The organism is Virgibacillus sp. 7505 (assembly GCF_002272135.1).
Classification (GTDB): domain Bacteria; phylum Bacillota; class Bacilli; order Bacillales; family Amphibacillaceae; genus Terribacillus.
In genome coordinates, this window is record NZ_NPBF01000038.1 from 51,343 (window position 1) to 69,403 (window position 18,061).

General features: G+C 44.6%; 24 protein-coding genes and 1 pseudogene. 12 read left to right on the forward strand and 13 right to left on the reverse strand.

Features of this window, described 5'->3' with window-relative positions:
- The first annotated feature begins 72 nt into the window (after positions 1 to 72).
- The 8 genes and pseudogenes from rplM to CHH91_RS17265 all read left to right on the forward strand — a co-directional run bounded on the left by rplM (position 73) and on the right by CHH91_RS17265 (position 4,148).
- On the forward strand, positions 73 to 510 hold the full coding sequence (gene rplM / locus CHH91_RS17235) for a 50S ribosomal protein L13 (RefSeq protein ID WP_095220661.1): 438 nt from the start codon (positions 73 to 75) through the stop codon (positions 508 to 510).
- A gap of 21 nt (positions 511 to 531) precedes the next feature.
- The gene (gene rpsI / locus CHH91_RS17240; protein WP_038565267.1) at positions 532 to 924 is read left to right on the forward strand and encodes a 30S ribosomal protein S9; all 393 of its coding nucleotides are present in this window, start codon (positions 532 to 534) and stop codon (positions 922 to 924) included.
- A gap of 160 nt (positions 925 to 1,084) precedes the next feature.
- A pseudogene (locus CHH91_RS21595) lies at positions 1,085 to 1,268 on the forward strand (NAD(P)-dependent alcohol dehydrogenase); the annotation flags it as partial.
- 170 nt (positions 1,269 to 1,438) lie between these two features.
- A complete protein-coding gene (locus CHH91_RS21600) occupies positions 1,439 to 1,534 on the forward strand; it encodes a zinc-binding dehydrogenase (RefSeq protein ID WP_483372410.1) in 96 nt (31 codons plus the stop codon).
- A 160-nt stretch (positions 1,535 to 1,694) separates the two neighbouring features.
- Positions 1,695 to 2,222, forward strand: coding sequence for a dihydrofolate reductase family protein (locus tag CHH91_RS17250; RefSeq protein ID WP_095224657.1), 528 nt, complete (start codon positions 1,695 to 1,697; stop codon positions 2,220 to 2,222).
- Positions 2,223 to 2,547: 325 nt separating this feature from the next.
- Positions 2,548 to 2,847, forward strand: a complete 300-nt coding sequence (locus tag CHH91_RS17255) for a hypothetical protein (protein WP_095224658.1) — start codon at positions 2,548 to 2,550, stop codon at positions 2,845 to 2,847.
- A 133-nt stretch (positions 2,848 to 2,980) separates the two neighbouring features.
- Complete coding sequence (locus tag CHH91_RS17260) at positions 2,981 to 3,739, forward strand: glycerophosphodiester phosphodiesterase family protein (RefSeq protein ID WP_176465837.1); 759 nt, start codon at positions 2,981 to 2,983, stop codon at positions 3,737 to 3,739.
- Positions 3,740 to 3,845: 106 nt separating this feature from the next.
- Positions 3,846 to 4,148 (forward strand): hypothetical protein, encoded by a 303-nt coding sequence (locus tag CHH91_RS17265; protein ID WP_095224660.1) that lies wholly within the window; start codon positions 3,846 to 3,848, stop codon positions 4,146 to 4,148.
- Between the two features lie 41 nt (positions 4,149 to 4,189).
- Here the strand turns inward: CHH91_RS17265 and CHH91_RS17270 are convergent, their stop codons facing one another.
- From CHH91_RS17270 to CHH91_RS17280, 4 genes are all read right to left on the reverse strand, one after another.
- Positions 4,190 to 4,690, reverse strand: a complete 501-nt coding sequence (locus CHH91_RS17270; protein WP_095224661.1) for a pyrophosphohydrolase domain-containing protein — start codon at positions 4,688 to 4,690, stop codon at positions 4,190 to 4,192.
- Positions 4,691 to 4,869: 179 nt separating this feature from the next.
- Positions 4,870 to 5,190 carry a hypothetical protein gene (locus tag CHH91_RS17275; RefSeq protein ID WP_176465838.1) on the reverse strand — a complete coding sequence of 107 codons (321 nt, stop codon included), beginning with the start codon at positions 5,188 to 5,190 and terminating at the stop codon, positions 4,870 to 4,872.
- An 82-nt stretch (positions 5,191 to 5,272) separates the two neighbouring features.
- A complete protein-coding gene (locus CHH91_RS20660) occupies positions 5,273 to 5,437 on the reverse strand; it encodes a hypothetical protein (RefSeq protein ID WP_176465839.1) in 165 nt (54 codons plus the stop codon).
- Positions 5,438 to 5,522: 85 nt separating this feature from the next.
- Positions 5,523 to 5,720, reverse strand: coding sequence for a hypothetical protein (locus tag CHH91_RS17280; protein WP_095224662.1), 198 nt, complete (start codon positions 5,718 to 5,720; stop codon positions 5,523 to 5,525).
- A gap of 233 nt (positions 5,721 to 5,953) precedes the next feature.
- On the opposite strand from CHH91_RS17280, the gene CHH91_RS17285 reads away from it, so the two are divergent.
- Entirely contained in the window at positions 5,954 to 6,823 is an 870-nt protein-coding gene (locus CHH91_RS17285; RefSeq protein ID WP_095224663.1) for a cation diffusion facilitator family transporter, read from the forward strand.
- Between the two features lie 34 nt (positions 6,824 to 6,857).
- Here the strand turns inward: CHH91_RS17285 and CHH91_RS17290 are convergent, their stop codons facing one another.
- The 4 genes from CHH91_RS17290 to CHH91_RS17305 are packed head-to-tail and all read right to left on the reverse strand — an operon-like array spanning position 6,858 to position 8,166.
- Entirely contained in the window at positions 6,858 to 7,292 is a 435-nt protein-coding gene (locus tag CHH91_RS17290) for a VOC family protein (RefSeq protein WP_095224664.1), read from the reverse strand.
- 14 nt (positions 7,293 to 7,306) lie between these two features.
- Positions 7,307 to 7,489 (reverse strand): hypothetical protein, encoded by a 183-nt coding sequence (locus CHH91_RS17295; protein WP_095224665.1) that lies wholly within the window; start codon positions 7,487 to 7,489, stop codon positions 7,307 to 7,309.
- A gap of 12 nt (positions 7,490 to 7,501) precedes the next feature.
- Positions 7,502 to 7,933, reverse strand: a complete 432-nt coding sequence (locus tag CHH91_RS17300; protein WP_095224674.1) for an NUDIX hydrolase — start codon at positions 7,931 to 7,933, stop codon at positions 7,502 to 7,504.
- Between the two features lie 20 nt (positions 7,934 to 7,953).
- On the reverse strand, positions 7,954 to 8,166 hold the full coding sequence (locus CHH91_RS17305) for a hypothetical protein (protein ID WP_095224666.1): 213 nt from the start codon (positions 8,164 to 8,166) through the stop codon (positions 7,954 to 7,956).
- 173 nt (positions 8,167 to 8,339) lie between these two features.
- Here CHH91_RS17305 and cwlD point away from each other — a divergent pair, with 173 nt between their 5' ends.
- On the forward strand, positions 8,340 to 9,062 hold the full coding sequence (cwlD, locus tag CHH91_RS17310) for an N-acetylmuramoyl-L-alanine amidase CwlD (RefSeq protein WP_095224667.1): 723 nt from the start codon (positions 8,340 to 8,342) through the stop codon (positions 9,060 to 9,062).
- 99 nt (positions 9,063 to 9,161) lie between these two features.
- Positions 9,162 to 10,226 (forward strand): Mrp/NBP35 family ATP-binding protein, encoded by a 1,065-nt coding sequence (locus tag CHH91_RS17315; RefSeq protein ID WP_095224668.1) that lies wholly within the window; start codon positions 9,162 to 9,164, stop codon positions 10,224 to 10,226.
- Positions 10,227 to 10,258: 32 nt separating this feature from the next.
- Here the strand turns inward: CHH91_RS17315 and CHH91_RS17320 are convergent, their stop codons facing one another.
- The 5 genes from CHH91_RS17320 to pdaB all read right to left on the reverse strand — a co-directional run bounded on the left by CHH91_RS17320 (position 10,259) and on the right by pdaB (position 14,929).
- Positions 10,259 to 11,149, reverse strand: coding sequence for a carbohydrate ABC transporter permease (locus tag CHH91_RS17320; RefSeq protein WP_095224669.1), 891 nt, complete (start codon positions 11,147 to 11,149; stop codon positions 10,259 to 10,261).
- Positions 11,149 to 12,063 carry a carbohydrate ABC transporter permease gene (locus tag CHH91_RS17325; RefSeq protein WP_095224670.1) on the reverse strand — a complete coding sequence of 305 codons (915 nt, stop codon included), beginning with the start codon at positions 12,061 to 12,063 and terminating at the stop codon, positions 11,149 to 11,151. The genes CHH91_RS17320 and CHH91_RS17325 overlap by 1 nt, the downstream gene beginning before the upstream one ends.
- 22 nt (positions 12,064 to 12,085) lie before the next feature.
- A complete protein-coding gene (locus tag CHH91_RS17330) occupies positions 12,086 to 13,408 on the reverse strand; it encodes an ABC transporter substrate-binding protein (RefSeq protein WP_286160825.1) in 1,323 nt (440 codons plus the stop codon).
- Between the two features lie 127 nt (positions 13,409 to 13,535).
- Positions 13,536 to 14,102: a spore germination lipoprotein GerD gene (gerD, locus tag CHH91_RS17335; protein ID WP_095224671.1), complete on the reverse strand. Its 567-nt coding sequence runs from the start codon at positions 14,100 to 14,102 to the stop codon at positions 13,536 to 13,538.
- A gap of 65 nt (positions 14,103 to 14,167) precedes the next feature.
- Positions 14,168 to 14,929 carry a polysaccharide deacetylase family sporulation protein PdaB gene (gene pdaB / locus CHH91_RS17340; protein WP_095224676.1) on the reverse strand — a complete coding sequence of 254 codons (762 nt, stop codon included), beginning with the start codon at positions 14,927 to 14,929 and terminating at the stop codon, positions 14,168 to 14,170.
- A gap of 180 nt (positions 14,930 to 15,109) precedes the next feature.
- Here pdaB and CHH91_RS17345 point away from each other — a divergent pair, with 180 nt between their 5' ends.
- Positions 15,110 to 17,743: a cation-translocating P-type ATPase gene (locus tag CHH91_RS17345; RefSeq protein WP_095224672.1), complete on the forward strand. Its 2,634-nt coding sequence runs from the start codon at positions 15,110 to 15,112 to the stop codon at positions 17,741 to 17,743.
- The last annotated feature ends 318 nt before the right edge of the window (positions 17,744 to 18,061 follow it).

The window sequence follows — 18,061 nt, forward strand, 5'->3', positions numbered from 1 at the left end:
CGATTAGCCCCGGAAGACTAATTGTGTAGAATAATAAATGAACGATTCAATCGAAAAAATGGAGGAAATGACATGCGTACAACATTCATGGCGAACGAAAGCAATATCGAACGCAAATGGCTTGTTGTGGATGCAGAAGGCCAAACTCTTGGTCGTCTTGCAAGTGAAGTTGCTGCTATCCTGCGCGGTAAGCACAAACCAACTTACACTCCACATGCCGACACTGGTGATAACGTAATCATCATCAACGCTGAGAAAATCGAACTTACTGGTAACAAACTTGCTGACAAGATCTACTACCGTCACTCTAACCACCCAGGTGGTTTGAAACAGCGTACAGCTGACGAAATGCGTACAAAATACCCTGAGCAAATGCTTGAGCTTGCTATCAAAGGCATGCTTCCTAAGGGACCACTTGCACGTAAAATGATCAAAAAGCTTCACGTATACCGTGGCGCTGAGCACAAACACCAAGCACAACAACCAGAAGCTTATACACTTCGCGGTTAATTAAAAAGGAGGTAAACGATAGTGGCACAAGTACAATACTACGGCACCGGTCGCCGTAAAAGCTCTACTGCCCGCGTACGTCTAGTACCAGGCACAGGTCAAGTAACAGTAAACAACCGTAGTGCGGAAGATTACTTCCCATACGAAACACTTCGTACAATCATCAACCAACCTCTAGTTGCAACAGAAACTGCTGGCAACTACGACGTTCTTGTAACTGTACAGGGTGGTGGATTCACAGGACAAGCAGGTGCTATCCGTCACGGTATCTCTCGTGCGCTTCTTGAAGCTGACCCAGAATACCGCGGTACACTTAAAAAAGCTGGCTTCCTAACTCGTGACGCACGTATGAAAGAACGTAAAAAATACGGTCTTAAAGGTGCACGTCGCGCTCCACAGTTCTCAAAACGTTAATTTTTGGGCACTCACGAAAGACTCTCAACCTATTGGTTGGGAGTCTTTTTTTGTTTATTTTTAGGATACGTAAGGAATTGAACTGAAATATTGATCATTCTGGTCTATTTGCCCGTGGTATTCGTATCATATTACGAATATAAAGAAGCGGAGGTTGGCTATGAAGTCTATTGTTTACAAAAAGTATGGACCTCCAGAAGTTCTTCAGCTAAACGATGCAGAAAATCCGGTCCCGAAAGAACATGAAATATTAGTGAAAGTAAAAGCGACAACTGTCACAGCAGCAGATATACGAGCTCGAAGCTTTACCGTTCCTCTGGTCTTTTGGCTGCCAGCCCGGTTTGTAATACTAAGTCGAAACGTACCTGAAACACCGGAAGCGCTAAATTTTCTCGGCGAACTCATAAAGATAGGGAAATTGAAAGTGGTAATTTAAGGGTGGCACTTATATAAATATCACAGAGCCGCTGCCGAGTGTTCGGATGTTATGGACTATATTAACAACAGGTAAAAAATTGATAGGTCTTATGAATTTGAAGAAATAGTGGAAGCACATCGTTATGTCGAGAAGGGACATAAAAAAGGGAATGTCATTATTAATGTAGAATAACTTAATAAAGCTTTGTAACTATGAATTGGATAGGGCACTAAGTAATCTTTAAAAGAATCTCACTTGATTGGAGTCTTTTTATTTGCGCTATTAGTGTATGGTGCACATATAAAAGCTCCTCTCTTACAGGAAGATATATTATCTGAAAGGAGAAATTCAAATGCAAAAACGTAATCTCATACTATTTATTGCTGCAAGTCTGGATGGGTATATCGCAACCAAGGAAGATTCATTGGATTGGCTCTTTGCTGTAGAAGGTGAGGGGGATAATGGTTATTCGGAATTCTACGAGACAGTTGATACGGTTATTATGGGCAAGAAGACGTATGATTGGGTGATAGATAATATAGAAGAATTTCCCTACCAAAATAAAGCGTGTTATGTCTTTACGCGTTCAGATATCAAAGATACTGAGCACGTACAATTTGTCCAGGGAGATATTGCGCATTTCACGAATAAGTTAAAACAACAAGATGGCAGGAATATCTGGATAGTCGGCGGCGGAGAGCTGTTGTCTTCGTTCATTGAAGAGCAACTGATAGATGAAATGATACTTACTATTGCACCTGTGGTTATTGGCAATGGTATACCTTTATTCAAGGAGGGTCATAATCAAACCGAATTTACTTTAAAAAGAACAAGAACATTCAATCAGTTTGTGGAACTGCATTACGAGGTCAAGACATAGAGCAAGGCGCTAACGGCATCCTCGAAGACAGTGTGATATCAATCTTTCGAATATGCGATTTAAGAGCTACACAACATACTTACCTAAAATACAAGGAGTCATCTATGCACTTTTCGACGAATCAGCTCAACTTTTATAAACTAGATATTTTCAAACGCCAGCTCCCCATCGCCTGCGGATAGCAACTTCCCATTTTGAAGATAATTCCAGACTGGTGATTCTCCGGGATTTTGTATACTCTATTTTCCCCGAACATAAACCAATTTCCATGACTGGCATTATTGGATACTATATAGGTTCAAAACGAATATGGGAGAGGCAATACTTGAAGAATATCACGAAACTCTCCAATTGGAAGGAAACGTATGTGGGAAACGGGACAGGTGAAAGATTAATCTATATGGCTGTTGAGAATATCACGTCACAGGATGTATATGCTTTATGCAAACAGACTGCCCAAGGGCGGAAGTGTTCCTCTCTTACGTTCTATACAGAAGATCGGGTGTTATATATCAGCTCGGATGTGTTTGATTTGGTAATGGCAACCGAGCAGCAATTAAGGGATCTGTGTACCAAGTTTTATCCATGGATTGATACTTATCATCCAAATATAAAGACAATGTAAAGTGCAATCCGCGTTTGCTTTCATTCTTAACACTAGCTGCATGGTATTCTATACCATGCTCTTTTAGATTAACAGTATGAGACAATCTTTTGTATTTTTATTGGTATGTGTGCTGTTGCTATCAGGCTGTTCATTGGCCCACACAGAAGCTGCCTATGATTCCGAATATAGCCCATTGGTTATTGCCCATCGCGGAGCGTCTGCTGTTGAACCTGAGCATACGTTCTCTTCATATGATCAGGCAATGGAGGATAGAGCAGATTATATCGAAATTGATTTGCGCAGAACGGCGGATGGCGAATTGATTGCGATGCATGATGACACGGTTGATCGAACAACAAACGGAAAGGGATTGGTCGAGGAGCTAACTTTGAAAGAGATAAAAGCACTTGATACCGGAAAAGGGCAGATGGTTCCGACACTAAAAGAGATTCTTATACGGTATGGGAGTGAGGTGCAATATTATATTGAAACACGCGAAGATGATAAGGGAAAGCTCGTCATGGAGAGGCAAGTCCTGCAATTGCTGAAGCAGTATGCTATCCCGAAGGATCAAGTCATCCTGCAGTCGTTCAGCAAAGACAGCATTCGTACATTACATGAACTCGATCCGGAGCTTACGCTTGTACAGTTGTTGAAGAAGAAAGACGTGGAGCAGCTAAATGGGAAAGATCTTCAGGAGATAAGAGGGACAGCAATTGGCGTGGGTATCTATGCCGGCATATTAGAAGAATCAGTAGTAGATCTGATTCAGCATCATGATCTCGAAATCCATGCTTATTACCGAGGAGACGAAAGAGAGTGGACAGAGGAGATGCTTCATTACGAAGTGGATGGCATTTTTTCGGATGATCCGGCCTTTTTGGCGAGTATGATGGAGAAGAAGGAGTAATCACAACTAGTGATATATTCCTTTTTTTGTGTCCAAATGTTTAGCTTCCCGCTGGGGTGATATAGAGATAAAAGAATTATTGCAGCAATGAAGGGAGTTTTGTTCTATGAAAACAGTTGCAACAGTAGGAGGCATATTCGGTATCATTGCCTCACTTCTAGCTATGTTCTTTACCTTAATTGAAAATACGTACACAGTCGGCAATTTTGGCTTACTTGGAATTGCTGCGGGTATCCTCGGAATTATTGCCGCAGTCTTGCTCAATAAAAAACCAGTACTTGCTGGAGTTCTCCTTATTGTGGCAGCTTCAGTCGGTATCTACGGCGTGCTATTATACTTCTTCGTACCAGCTGCATTGATGCTGATTGCAGCATTTGTGAAAATGAGCCGTAAAAGGGAAAGTTACTGAAAGAAGGCATACCAATTGAGGTATGCCTTCTTTGCATTTTGTTATGTAGTCGCTTGACGCTCAATTTCAGCCTTCAATCTTTTTTCGGGAGCGTAATCTCTTTCCCAGTTTTCCGGTTTGAGTATTTTTCCATCACTTTCACGATACTTAGCAACACCATTATGCAGCTTGCCCATATTTGCTTCATGTACTATATCAAACAGTGGTGCAGGCTCAACGCCTAGAATAGCAAATGAACCATTGTTAAAATAGGCCTCATCAATCAGTGCATCTGCTTGAGCAACAAGAACATCATCTACTGGCTTTTGCTCTTCACGCATCTTGGTTTTGGCTTTCTCTAATCCTGCTAGGAATTGTTCATAAAGCTTTTCAAACTCAGTGAGATCTCCACCCACAGTGGCATATAGAAATTCCATTAATTCCTCACCTGACCATACTGCACGATGTAATGCGATCTCTTTACTCATAGGAGTTGGTTTGTCATTTTGTAAATGATCGAATGCCTTATGGAATTCTCTAACTTGGTTGTATTGTTTCGTCATTTCGTTCCTCCTTTTTTACCTTTTAAATTAACTTTCTTTCATCCGTCTGTACTTACTACGCTACGTTATTAACATTATCATCTAGCAATACAGCAAGAGCAACCCCGTCCGCCCGGCATCAGCTTAATATACCTGAAGAAAACATAACAAAAAGAGGGATTGCGATCCCTCTTCGTATATTAATATCCGTATCCGTAACCATAGTAAGGATAGTTATAGTACGGATAGTATGGATAAGGATAGTATGGGTATGGGTAAGGCCGAGGGCGGTTATAATAAGGCGGATAAAGCAAGCTGCTGCCGATCAGTCCGCCGACGACACCGCCTAGAAATGGTGCGCCGTAGCCATAACCTGGGCGGCCATAGCCGAATCCTGGACGGCCGAACCCGCCGAAGCCATAACCGGGACGACGTCGGTATTCATCCGTATACTCAGGATATGAATATTGGAGTTGCTCGTCAGCTTGATAAGGTACAAGAGTTTGATTTTGTTCTTGCATGTAAAACACCTTCCTTTCTGTGCCAGTGTATGACGGGCAAGAGCGGAAGGCGCGGGACAGCAGCCTAAATAAGTTGGCTTTTTTAATTGTTGAATGTATCACGAAGGATGGCAGCTATCGGGATAAGCAATGCCAGTATCGGAACGAAAGCCCATATCCAGCTGTGCCTGGGGTGTTTGTTTTCCTCTTTCATTTTTTCCACTTCCAGCTCGAGCAGACGGATGCGCTGTTCCAAATCTTCTTTCATACTTCATCCTCCTTAGGCTTGTCTTCGAGACTCTAATAAAAAGAGCCTTCGTTTACATTGTAGTAAACAAAAGGCTGCTTCATGCTTAGGCAATAACAGCAGCTGTTACGGCGCCATATCCTTGACCGCTTCCAGCGTTCTGTACAGATCTTTTATAAGAGGTATAAGAAATGTAAAGAGCAATTGTTGCTCCGATCAGGGACAGGATCAGGCCTATATAAGATATCACCGTGGCGATGAACTCATATCTTTCCTCTTCGATAATGACAGCATCGTTATTCACTGATCATCGCTCCTTCCTCCTCTTAGGTTATGCACCTATGGGCGGATGGTGCCATTGCTTTTTTAATCAATCGTTTGATTAGCTCCCCTTTTGTGAATTATCTGCGCTTTTGCTCAGGGAAAAACTATTAGTTATCGGCTATTCATATGGCAGCTAGAAAAAACGTTGCTGTAGACCCACCCGATGCCGGACTGATATGATGATGGAACTGGAATGAAAGGGCTGACGAGGCGTTGGAAAATGAAAAATACAAGGAACTGAAGATGGGAGAGCGCGGAGTCTATATTAGTATCGGTGCTTATCTTGTCTTGTCCTGTTTGAAACTGATTGTTGGATTTTTAAGTGGATCGGCTGCTTTACGGGCGGACGGTTTGAATAATGCTACGGATATCGTGGCTTCTGTTGCTGTGTTGATCGGACTGAAGCTGGCGAGAAAGCCACCCGATGCGGATCATCCGTACGGACATTGGAAAGCAGAAACAGTGGCAAGCCTTATTGCCTCCTTCATCATGATGACAGTCGGTCTCCAAGTGCTGTATACAGCTGTACTGAATGTGTTTGATGGTTCTAACGAGGCACCAGATATGATGGCAGCCTGGACAGGCGTATTCGGGGCGATCGTCATGTTCTTCGTGTACAGATATAATATGCGGCTAGGTTCAAAAATAAACAGTCAATCTGTCAAAGCTGCAGCAAAGGATAATCTATCAGATGCGCTTGTCAGTGTAGGAACAGTAGTAGGTATCATCGGCTCACAGCTAGGGTTGCCTTGGCTGGATCCGCTGGCAGCAATCATTGTCGGCTTGATCATCTGTAAGACGGCATGGGAGATCTTCACTTCTTCTTCTCATCAGCTGACCGATGGTTTTGACGAAACACTTATGGTTTCATATACGGAGACGATTATGAAGATCAAAGGTGTAAAAGGCATAAAGACAATGAAAGCAAGAAGCTATGGCAATAATGCCATCGTTGATACAGAGATTTTGGTCAATTCCACGCTGGACATCCGGCAAGCCCATGATGTAGCAACAACAGTCGAAAAGACGCTGAAGCGGGAGCACGGCGTCTATTGGGTAAATGTCCACGTTGAACCACAATAAAAAGCCAGAAGCGCACATGCTTCTGGCTTTTTATTCAATCAATGATCAGCATATTGTTTTCGTCAAACTTCCAATGCTCGCTGAACGCTACTTCCCAGTAATAGCCATTAGGGTCAGTGAAATAACCGCTGTAGCCACCCCAATCGACACGCTGCGGCTGTTTTACGATCGTGGCACCAGCTCGTGCCGCTTTCTCAATGACATAATCGACTTCCTGTGCCGTCCTGGCATTATAAGCAAGTGTGAAGCCGGGAAAACCGGTGCTTGTTTCCGGAGGAACATCCGCATTGATATCCTTGCGTAATGCATCAAGCGGAAACAGTTCCAGCTTCGTTCCTCTGTTGTTGAAGAAGACGATATTCGGTGAGTTTTCTTTTACGCTTGTCTCGAAATCCAGGCCATCGCGATAGAAAGCAAGTGACGCTTGCATGTCCTTAACACCTAAGCAAATCAAATTGATTTGGTTCATTTCGGCAAACACTCCTATTGTTTTTTTTGTCGCCGGTTTTTGAGCCATACACTGATGTTAAAAAAGATCATAATTACGGCCGCGGCACTAAGCAAAATCACGAGCAGCAACGTTCCTGTGTTCGTGAAGTTATTGTAGATGCCAATGGATAAGCCGGCTAGCATGATAAATAGGTACATCCAGGTTTTTCTAGTCATAATCGTGCCCCTTTATGGAATGAGTAGGCCAGAAAGCATCTTCTGGGTGATGTGGTTGAGTTCGGGCAGGTCATCTAGAGGGAAGTACCGCAAATCCAGGCTTTCCCCATCAAGCATTGTGAATTCCCCTGAAACGTCGTAAGCCTCATAAACAGAGATGACATTATACACCTCGTCACCATTTGGATACTTGGCATAGAACTCAGGTCCTGAACACATACGCAGGAAGCTGAAACGCTCTGCATGCAGTCCAGTTTCCTCAAAAAGCTCTCGTCTGGCTGTGTCTTCCAGTGATTCTCCGAGCTCCAAAGCGCCACCTGGAAGTCCCCAATCCTTTGTATCCGCTCTGAGCTGTAAGAGCAGCTGGCCGGTTTCATTTCGAACAATGACACCGGCACCAGCCATTACAAGCGGTCGGGTTCCGACTGTTTCACGTAAGTCCATGATATAGTTGGCCAACGTAATTACTTCCTTTCATCCTTCGGGTAGAAGGTATCTTTGCTGCGAGGAAAAAGAGTGTTGGAGATACCGTAGCTGATCAAGTAGCTGACGAGTAAGCAGATGCCAATAATGATTAGATTGTCATGAAGCAAATAAAGCAGTGCGCTTATTCCGCCCAGCACAACATAAATACCAACATTCAAATATAAGCGTTTCGTCTGATTATCGAAATTCATTTTGTACGTCCTTTTCTGTCATACTTTGTATAGCTATTTTTAATCGTGTTTCTAGCTTCAATCATATTACTAGCTTCATTATACCAGTGCCTGGATAAATTCCAAAGAAGAGCGTATATCCGGAATGGTTGTCCCATATAGTGTACAAATGCGCGGTATGGGAGGAAGCACGAATGACTAGAAGATGGATTGCAGGAGCCATAGCAGCTGCGCTGTTTATCATGCTGCTCGCTTACTACGTACCGAAGATTGTCACGACAGAGGAATCTTCCCATTCCTGGTCCTTGCCGTTGGCTGGCAAGACGATTGTCATCGACCCGGGACATGGCGGTGTAGACGGCGGAGCGGAAGGATCAGATGGTACGCAGGAAGCGGGAATTACATTAGCAGTCTCAAAAATGCTGCGGGACTATTTGCAGCAGGCAGGTGCACTCGTCTATCTGACACGGGAAGAGGATGTGGATCTGGCGGATGCGGAAACAAAAGGGCTTTCCCGGCGGAAATCAGAGGATATTCGGAATCGGGTAGCCTTTATAGAAGAGAAGGAAGCAGACTTTTATATAAGCATTCATACGAACGCATTGCTTTCTTCCAAATGGTCTGGAGCCCAGACATTCTTCAATGAAGATAATCCAGGCAGTAAAGCATTGGCAACGTTCATCCAGGATGAAATCAAACGTAATCTGGAAAATACGACGAGGGTGCCGCTGGCATTGAATACGATGTATTTGCTGAAGCACACGGAACCGACGGGAGCGCTTGTCGAAATCGGATTCATGTCAAATCCGAGGGAGCTGGAGCTCTTGAAGGATGTCCCTTATCAGGAGCAGATGGCATTCAGTATTTATGAGGGTATCCTCCGCTATACAACCGAGAAGATGCCGGAAGATGATTGACCGAGCGCCGCTTGCCTAGCTGTCTTAAGAATGTGTTATACTAGCGGTAAAGCAATCTGGAAAACGTTTTCCGGAACAAGCTAGGTAGGGGGCGTTCACATGGTAACAGAAGAAAAAGTACGGGAGCTTCTGAATAATATCGAAGATCCTTTTCTACATACGACGCTAGGAGAAACTGGCGCTATCGCGGACATCCGGATCAAGGAAGAGAAACGGCATGTCAGCGTGAAAATTTTGGTTGGCAAGACGAATACAGCAGAACAGATGCAGCTGCAGCAGGAGATTGTCAATGTCCTGAAAAATGCAGGAGCTGCAACAGTAGGATTGCGCTTTGATCAGCTTCCGCAGGAAATTGTGGAACGCTACAGCCAGTCACAATCCTCCGGTAAGCAGCAAAAATCTTTGCTGGACAAAGATACAAAGACGAAATTCATCAATATCGCCAGCGGTAAAGGCGGTGTTGGTAAATCTACGGTTACAGTCAATTTGGCGGTAGCTCTTGCGCGCATTGGCTTCAAAGTTGGTATCATCGATGCAGATATATATGGCTTCAGTGTTCCGGAAATGATGGGTATCGAGAAACGGCCGGAAGTGGTCGATGACAAAATCACACCGGTGGAACGTTTTGGCGTGAAGATCATCTCGATGGGCTTCTTCGTGGAGGATAATGGACCAGTCATCTGGCGCGGACCAATGCTAGGTAAAATGCTGACAAGCTTCTTCAAAGAAGTACAATGGGGCGATGATCTCGATTATTTGCTTGTCGACCTTCCGCCAGGAACAGGCGATGTGGCTTTAGACATTCATACAATGCTGCCATCCTCCAAGGAAATCATCGTTACAACACCGCATCCTAATGCTGCTTTCGTAGCTGCGCGTGCTGGTCAAATGGCGATTCGCACAGAGCATGAAATCCTTGGTGTTGTAGAAAACATGGCGTACTATGAGGTACAGGCTACTGGTGAGAAAGAATATGTCTTCGGTCAAGGCGGCGGTGACAAGCTTGCAGATGCACTTGATACAGAAGTGATCGGACGCTTGCCTTTGGCACAGCCATACAAGGAAGAAGGAGTCTTTGCACCAGCGGTATATCAAGAAAATCATCCGCTCGGAGATGCGTATGATGACTTGGCAAGGGCGATTCTAGAGAAATATATGCAATAAAAAAGCTGAGAGCATGTTGCTCTCAGCTTTTTCTATTTGTCGAAGCCGCTTGACCCTGTAATATTCGCTCCTTTGATAAAGTACTTCTGGAATACGAAGAACAAGATGATCACAGGCAGCAATACAAGCAAGGAACCTGCCATCAAGTAATTCCATTGTGTACTCGCTTGCTCTTTGAATACTTGCAATCCTATTTGCAGTGTATAAAGATTTTCATCGTTTACATATAGCAAAGGACCGAGGAAATCATTCCATGCGCCGTTAAAGGAGAAGATGGCCACTGTTGCCAAGGCAGGCTTCACAAGAGGCAGGGCAATCTTTCTCCAGATATAGAAGTGGTTTGCACCTTCCATTTTTGCAGCTTCAATCATTTCGTTCGGGATCGTCCGGAAGAATTGACGAAGCAGGAAGATGTTGAACGCACTGCCGAACAGAGCAGGAACGACGAGCGGATAGTACGTATTCAGCCATTCCAGTTTGGCGAACAGGACATACTGCGGAATGAGCGTTACAAAGCCGGGAATCATCATCGTCGATAGGACGATCGTGAATAGGATATTCTTGCCCGGGAATGGAATCTTGGCAAATCCATACGCTATAAAAGCATTCACAAATACGTTGGCTACCACACAAATAAGTGTGATGGTAATTGTGTTCACAGCATACGTCGTGAACGGAGCGGACTGCCACGTATGTACGTAATTCTCCCAATGCCATTCCTGCGGCAGCAGGGTAGGCGGAAACTGCATGATTTCCTCCATCGGTTTGAGAGAGGTACTGACCATCCACCATATTGGTGATAACAGGAAGAGACTGCCGACTACGAGCAGGACCCAATTCAACGATCGCAGCAGGTTATTGTTTAAAACTGGCTTCCTTTGTTCTCGTTTCTTGGCAAGCTGCTTTCTTTCTGCAATATCCATCACTTATCATCCCCCTCGTAATGCACCCATTTTGGTGCAAGCTTCAGGTTTATGATCGTAATGATGAGGACGACAACGAACAGGATCCATGACATTGCCATGGCATATCCCATATCGAACGATTGGAATGCTTTGATCCACATATAAAGGTTATAGAACAGCATGGAGCTTGCCGGTCCTCCAGAGCCATTCTGACTCATAACATATGCTTCTTGGAAGATTTGGAAGCTGCCGATCGTACTAGTTATGATATCGAAGAAAATGACCGGGGTAATTAAGGGTAACGTGATATGTACAAACTTTTTCCACGATCCAGCCCCATCGATATCTGCTGCTTCGTACAAATTTTTGCTGATGCCTTGCATACTCGCTAGATAAAGCAGCATGCTGCCGCCTACACTCCATAGCTTCATGAAGATAAGTGACGGTTTCGTCCAATCCGGATCGAACAGCCAATTCGGCCCATTGATACCGAACCAGGAAAGAACGGTGTTGACAAGGCCTGTTCCGGGATCCAGGAGCTGCATCCAAAGCAAGTAGACGCCGACGCCGGATAAAACGGCCGGAAGATAGAATATTGTGCGGAAAATCCGCATGCCTGGCAGGTTCTGATTCATCAGCATCGAGATGAAGATAGCCCCCATGGTTGTCAGTGGAACAGAGAAAATAACAAAGTACAACGTGTTATAAAGGGATGTCCAAAAAAGGTCATCCCCGGTAAATAACTGATCATAATTCTGTAAACCCACAAAGTTCATGCGGGATGTAATGTTGTAATCGGTGAAGCTTGCGTACAAAGAGAACGCCAGCGGTCCTAATGTGAATGCAAGGAAGCCGATGATCCAAGGGGCAATGAAAATATACCCTTGGAGACTTTCTCGTCTTCCCATTGTCCACCATTTTTTCTTTTTCATCGTATCCCCCCAAAAACTCACCCTATTGTGCTGTTTTTTCTACAAGTTCTTCCACGTCCTGCTGTGCTTTATCCAATGCTTCCTGCGCTGGTTTATTCTCTATCAGGATAGCATCGAGCTGCGGATTGATAAGATTTACATAATCCGGTGCATAAGCAGGCATTGGAGTAAGCAATGTATCGTTCAGGTTCTGTGCTGCCATTTCATAGACCATTTGATCTTTATCTGATTGTTCATCAGATGTTGCTGCACTTTCGGATGCTTCGATATTGGCTACATTATCGAAGTTTTTCACTGCCCAGTATTCCTGTGCTTCCGTGTCAGTTAGATATTTAATGAATTCCCATGCCTCATCTGGGTGAGAAGAGCCTTTCGGAATCTCAGCTACAAATCCGCCGCCCCAGCTTGTGTTGCCGCTGCCAGGTGTTTTCTCCGGTAATGGAGCTACACCAAAGTCAAGATCCGGTGCATAGTCACGTATCTGCGTGTAGAAGGTTGCTGCGTTCGCCATCATACCGAGCGAACCGTCGAAGAAAGGATTGCTCTGCTGACTGTCGATTTGAGATTGGTAACGATTGATGGTATCTTCGCCGTATTTATCCTTCCAGCTCTTGATCCATTCCATCGTATCAACGTTAGTCTCACTGTTAATGACTGGTTCATCATTCTCGTTGAAATAGTTCATGCCTGATCCGTTCAGTAGCCACACGTCAGATCCGACTCCATAAAGCGGGTAGAAGCCAATTCGTTCATACGTATCGCCTGACTTCTCGTCTAGTTTTTCCGCGTACTCTTCGAGCTCTTCCCAAGTTTCGGGAGGCTTGTTCGGATCCAATCCTGCTTCTTTGAAGGCATCTTTGTTATAGAACAGCAGTCGTGTGTCTGTATTGAATGGAATCCCGTAGGAATCGCCTTCATACAATGTTGCGTCCCATAGATTCTCATAGAATCTGCCGGAAATATCGTCTTTTTCTAAAAATGGTGCCAGGTTCTCAGCTTGTCCTTCCTGTCCGCGAAGGGCAGTAGCATTGATGTCATTGATGACAACATCCGGTGGATTATTCGCCGCGATGGCAGCTAATTCTTTTGTCCAGATATCGCCGAATGGTATGTATGTATGTTCTACTACGATTTCGTCTTGCGAGTTATTAAAGTCCTCGATGATTTTGTCTATTACAGGACGGCGGATCTCCGAGCCCCAGAATGTCCAGAAATCAATTTTCACTTTACCGTCTTCGGTCTTTCCTTCTGAAGCTGCAGTTCCTTCTGAGCCGCCGGTAAATCCAGCACAACCCGTCAGGAAGAGGAGTAATGCCAGTGCCAGCAAACTGAATCGTTTCAGCATAGTTTAATTCCCTCCAGTTGATTTATGAAAACGTTTTTCTTTACCCATCGTAAAATAGTTGGAAACGCTTTTATGAGAAGATGATAAATAAGACCTAGGCAGAGATAGTCTGCCTAGGTCTTATAATTTACTTCTCTTTTTGTTTGGATTGTGCTTCTTCTAAAGCTTTTTGGACAGTCTGCATTAGCTTTTGCTCAAACATGGGTGTTTCGGAAGATTCCTGGATCGTTTTCTCCAGCTCCTTACGGAAATCCTGACTCTTCATGACATTTAGCATCTGCTCTTGTACTTTTGGATCTTGCAGCAGCTGCAGCAGCTGCTTTTGGAAATCTGAATCATTCATCAAATCTTTAACGAGCTTCTTTTGCTCAGGACCAATATTTTTCGCGAAGGCTGCAACAAACTCCGGATCCTCGAAACGTTCTTTCCAGAATTTCTGTCCTTCTTCTGAGGTCCATGATTTATTGATAGCATCTTCTACCTTACTTGCATCCAAAGAGACCAGATCCTGCATTGTCTCATCAGACATTACTTCCGAGATGGCTTTTTTGCCTTCGTCTGTTTTCAATATATCGGCGACCATTTGTTTGGTCGTATCATAATCCGGCTGACTGCTTTCCGCGGCTTGCCCGCCCGTGCATGAAGTAAGCACGAATAGGGATAATAACAAGATCGGCGCTAACCGTACAAACATAATCATGTGCTCCTTCCACTGTAGTAAGTACGCTTACTTTGCGCAGAAGGAGCGGGGTTTATGCATTAATTCACTTCTTTCAATTCAGGTGTTCCGCCGGCAATCAGTTCACTGACAGTTACGTAATGATATCCTTTGTTTTTCAGCGCCGGCAGAATAGTCTCCAGGGCTTTTTCTGTTTGTTTAACGGAATCGGAAGCGTGCAGCTGAATGATATCCCCGTTGCTTGCTTCTTCCATGACTTCATCCACGATAAGCTGTGTTCCTGGATTACGCCAGTCCTGCGGATCGACACTATATTGAATGACTTTCAATCCCAGGGTTTCGGACAATTGGATGATTTCAGTATTGAAATCCCCGGTTGGTGCCCGGAGCAGTTCAATATCTTCATGACCGAGTTTACGGAATATTTCTTTTGCATAAGAGAGGTCTTTTCTTATTTGTGCAGGCTCTTGATCGATATAGCTTTTATATCTGTAGCCCATCATTCCCAATTCATGCTTATCCTCGACAATCCGATCAATGATTTGCGGATGACGCTCGGCCCACTCGCCACTGACGAAGAAGGTTGCTTTGACATTCTGTTCCTTCAATTCATCCAGTATAGGGATAGCTTGTGTATCTCCCCAGCTTATATTGAAGGTGAGTGCAATATTAGGCTCTTCCTTGCTCCCTTGTGTCAATGCTGCTGGTTTTTCTTTTGAGGAAAAGACGGAAAGTGAGCTGCTCGTCTCCATCCAGATGATTAACGCTGTGAACATCGCCGCTGCTACGACAAATGCCCACCTTTTCCACTTGTTGAAACGGAATACATAAAAGTGCTGCATGCCTATCATTCCCTTCGCTGTCTCCGTAATGTAGTTCCATTCTATGCATGCCTGTCCGTGAACATGATGCTTGTCTGTTATCCGCTAATGAAAATGACAATATTTTTACAAAAAAACTGAGTCTAATTGAGGTAGTTGGGGGAAACCAATAGGAGAGAACCTCAGAAAGGGGCGTACGTAGTGAAGGCTTACCGCATGGATGCAGAAGAAGTTTTACAGGAACTGGGAACCTCCCGAGATGGTATATCACAGGAAGAAGCACAGCGTAGACTGGAAGCGGATGGATACAATGAATTGAAAAGCAAAGAAAAAGATCCGGTATGGAAGCTGTTCCTTGCCACTTTTAAGGATGCCATGGTCATTGTCCTGCTCGTAGCGGCAGCTGTTCAGCTGGCATTGGGCGAAGTGGTGGAATCCATTATCATCTTCTTGGTCATCTTGCTCAATAGTGTCATCAGTGTTGTTCAGACAAAGAAAGCGGAAAGCTCATTAGAAGCGTTGCAGGAGATGTCAGCTCCATCAGCTAAAGTGGTGCGTAGCGGAGGGAGTAAGACTGTACCAGCTAAGGAACTGACTAAAGGAGATATTGTACAGCTGGATGCTGGGGATTATGTACCGGCAGATGGCAGGCTTATCAGCAGTGAAGCTTTGAAAATCAATGAAGGAATGCTGACGGGGGAATCAGAGGCGGCGGATAAGAAGACTGAGGTAATTGAAGAAGAAGCTTCTATTGGAGATCGTATCAACATGGTACATAGTGGATCGCTTGTAGTGAACGGCCGAGGGAGCTTTATCGTAACAGCGATTGCCCAGGATACTGAAATCGGGCAAATTGCCAATATGATCGAAACGGCAGAATCCAAGCAGACGCCTTTACAGAAAAAACTGGATGAATTCAGCAAAAGACTCGGAATTGCTGTTTTGGTGCTGTGTATCTTGATTTTCGCTGCTCAGGCTGCGCGCCTTTGGTTTGGAGATGCTCAAACAGACATGACACAAGGTTTTCTCAATGCCTTCACTTTTTCTGTGGCAGTAGCAGTGGCTGCAATTCCAGAAGCACTATCTTCTATTGTTACAATCGTCATGGCAGTGGGCACGACCAAGATGGCTAAGCAGCAGGCAATCATCCGCAGGCTTCCGGCAGTAGAAACACTTGGTTCTACTCGCGTGATTTGTACAGATAAGACAGGAACCCTGACACAAAACAAAATGACTGTGACGGATACATTCCTTCCTGGGAAAAGCGAAGGGATATCTGAAGATGAGTCAGTACGGAGCAGAGCAGAGAAGTTGCTTCTGTATATCGCAGTTCTTTGTAACGACTCTAGTGTAAGTGAAGAAGGCGCGGAAATCGGAGATCCAACTGAAACGGCGCTGATCCACTTCGGAAAGAAGATGGGGCTGGATCCAGCTCGGCTGCGAAAAGAGAAGGAGCGGGAAATGGAGCTGCCTTTTGACTCGGATCGAAAAATGATGTCCACTGTCTATCGATTGGATGGGGAAAGGCTGATGCTGACTAAGGGCGGACCAGATGTTATGTTTGAAAGATGCACGCACATCCTGATTGATGGAGAAGAACAATCATTGGATGAAATGCGTCTTAAGGAAGTAATGGAACAGAACGAAAAATTCTCCGATAATGCGCTCCGTGTACTGGCGTATGGTTATAAGAAGATACCCGATGATAAGCGTTCATTGGAGGTCCAAGATGAACAAGATCTAGTACTAGTCGGTCTCACTGCGATGATCGATCCTCCGCGCGAAGCTGTACCGGCCTCTATTGCAGAAGCAAGAAGTGCTGGTATTCGCAGTATCATGATTACAGGTGATCATAAAACAACGGCACAGGCAATTGGAAAAGAAATCGGATTGATGGAGGAAGGGGATCTTGCTCTGACAGGCAAGGAACTGGATGCACTCTCTGATGCAGAGCTGGATGAGAAGCTTGGCCGGATTTCTGTCTATGCCCGCGTATCACCGGAAAACAAAATCAGGATTGTCCGGGCGTGGCAGAACAAAGGATCCATTACTGCTATGACCGGAGATGGTGTGAACGATGCACCTGCACTGAAGCAAGCGGATATAGGAATAGCCATGGGGAGCGGAACAGATGTAGCAAAGGATTCATCCGCTATGGTGCTGGCGGATGATAACTTTGTCTCTATCGTCAACGCTGTCGGAGTAGGACGCACGGTGTTTGATAATATCAAAAAGGCGATAGGCTATCTGTTTGCTGGAAACCTTGGTGCGATTATCGCGATTCTCTTCGCGGTCTTTCTGAATATGCCGAACCCATTCACGGCACTGCAGTTGCTGTTTATCAACTTAATCAATGACTCCCTTCCGGCGCTTGCTCTTGGTATGGAGAAGGAAGAGCCGGATGTCATGAAACGAAAACCTCGTGATATAAACGAAGGGATATTCTCCGGCGGGACGCTTCAAAGTGTAATCGTTAGAGGGGTGCTGATAGGAGCAGCAGTGATTGTTTCCTTCTATATTGGACTACGGCATTCTGATGAAATGGGAATAGCAATGGCCTTCACGACACTTATACTGTCCAGGACGCTCCAAACGTTTTCTGCTAGATCCAATACACAGACCATTTTCAAAGCAGGCTTTCTTACAAACAAGTATGTACTCGGTGCAGTAGCTATTTGTTTTCTGCTTTATGGCATCACAGTATTGCCGGGGGTACGCAGTATCTTCTCTATTCCGGAGGCATTCGGATGGAGAGACTGGTCCATCGCAACAGGGCTTGCTCTTGCGGCTGTCATCCTGATGGAGATCATCAAAGCTATACGTAATAGAAGATAATAAAGAGACAAGCTCCGTTCAAAACGGGGCTTGTCTTTATGTTAAAATAGAATAATGAGTGCTCTGGATGGGCCGCCAGTCTGTTAACTGAGATGCTCCATAGAAGGGCCTCACGGCAGCTTTTGAATTTTAATAGAAAAAAGATGTTGACGTATATAGAAATAGGTCGTATACTGTTAAACGGCGCTAAGATAAGACGAAAAAACACGCCAAACAGATTATCAAGTTTTTTAAAAAAAGGTTGTTGACAGAAACAACCGAGACATGATAAGATGTTCTAGTCGCCGAAACAAGCGACAACAACTTGATTCTTGAAAA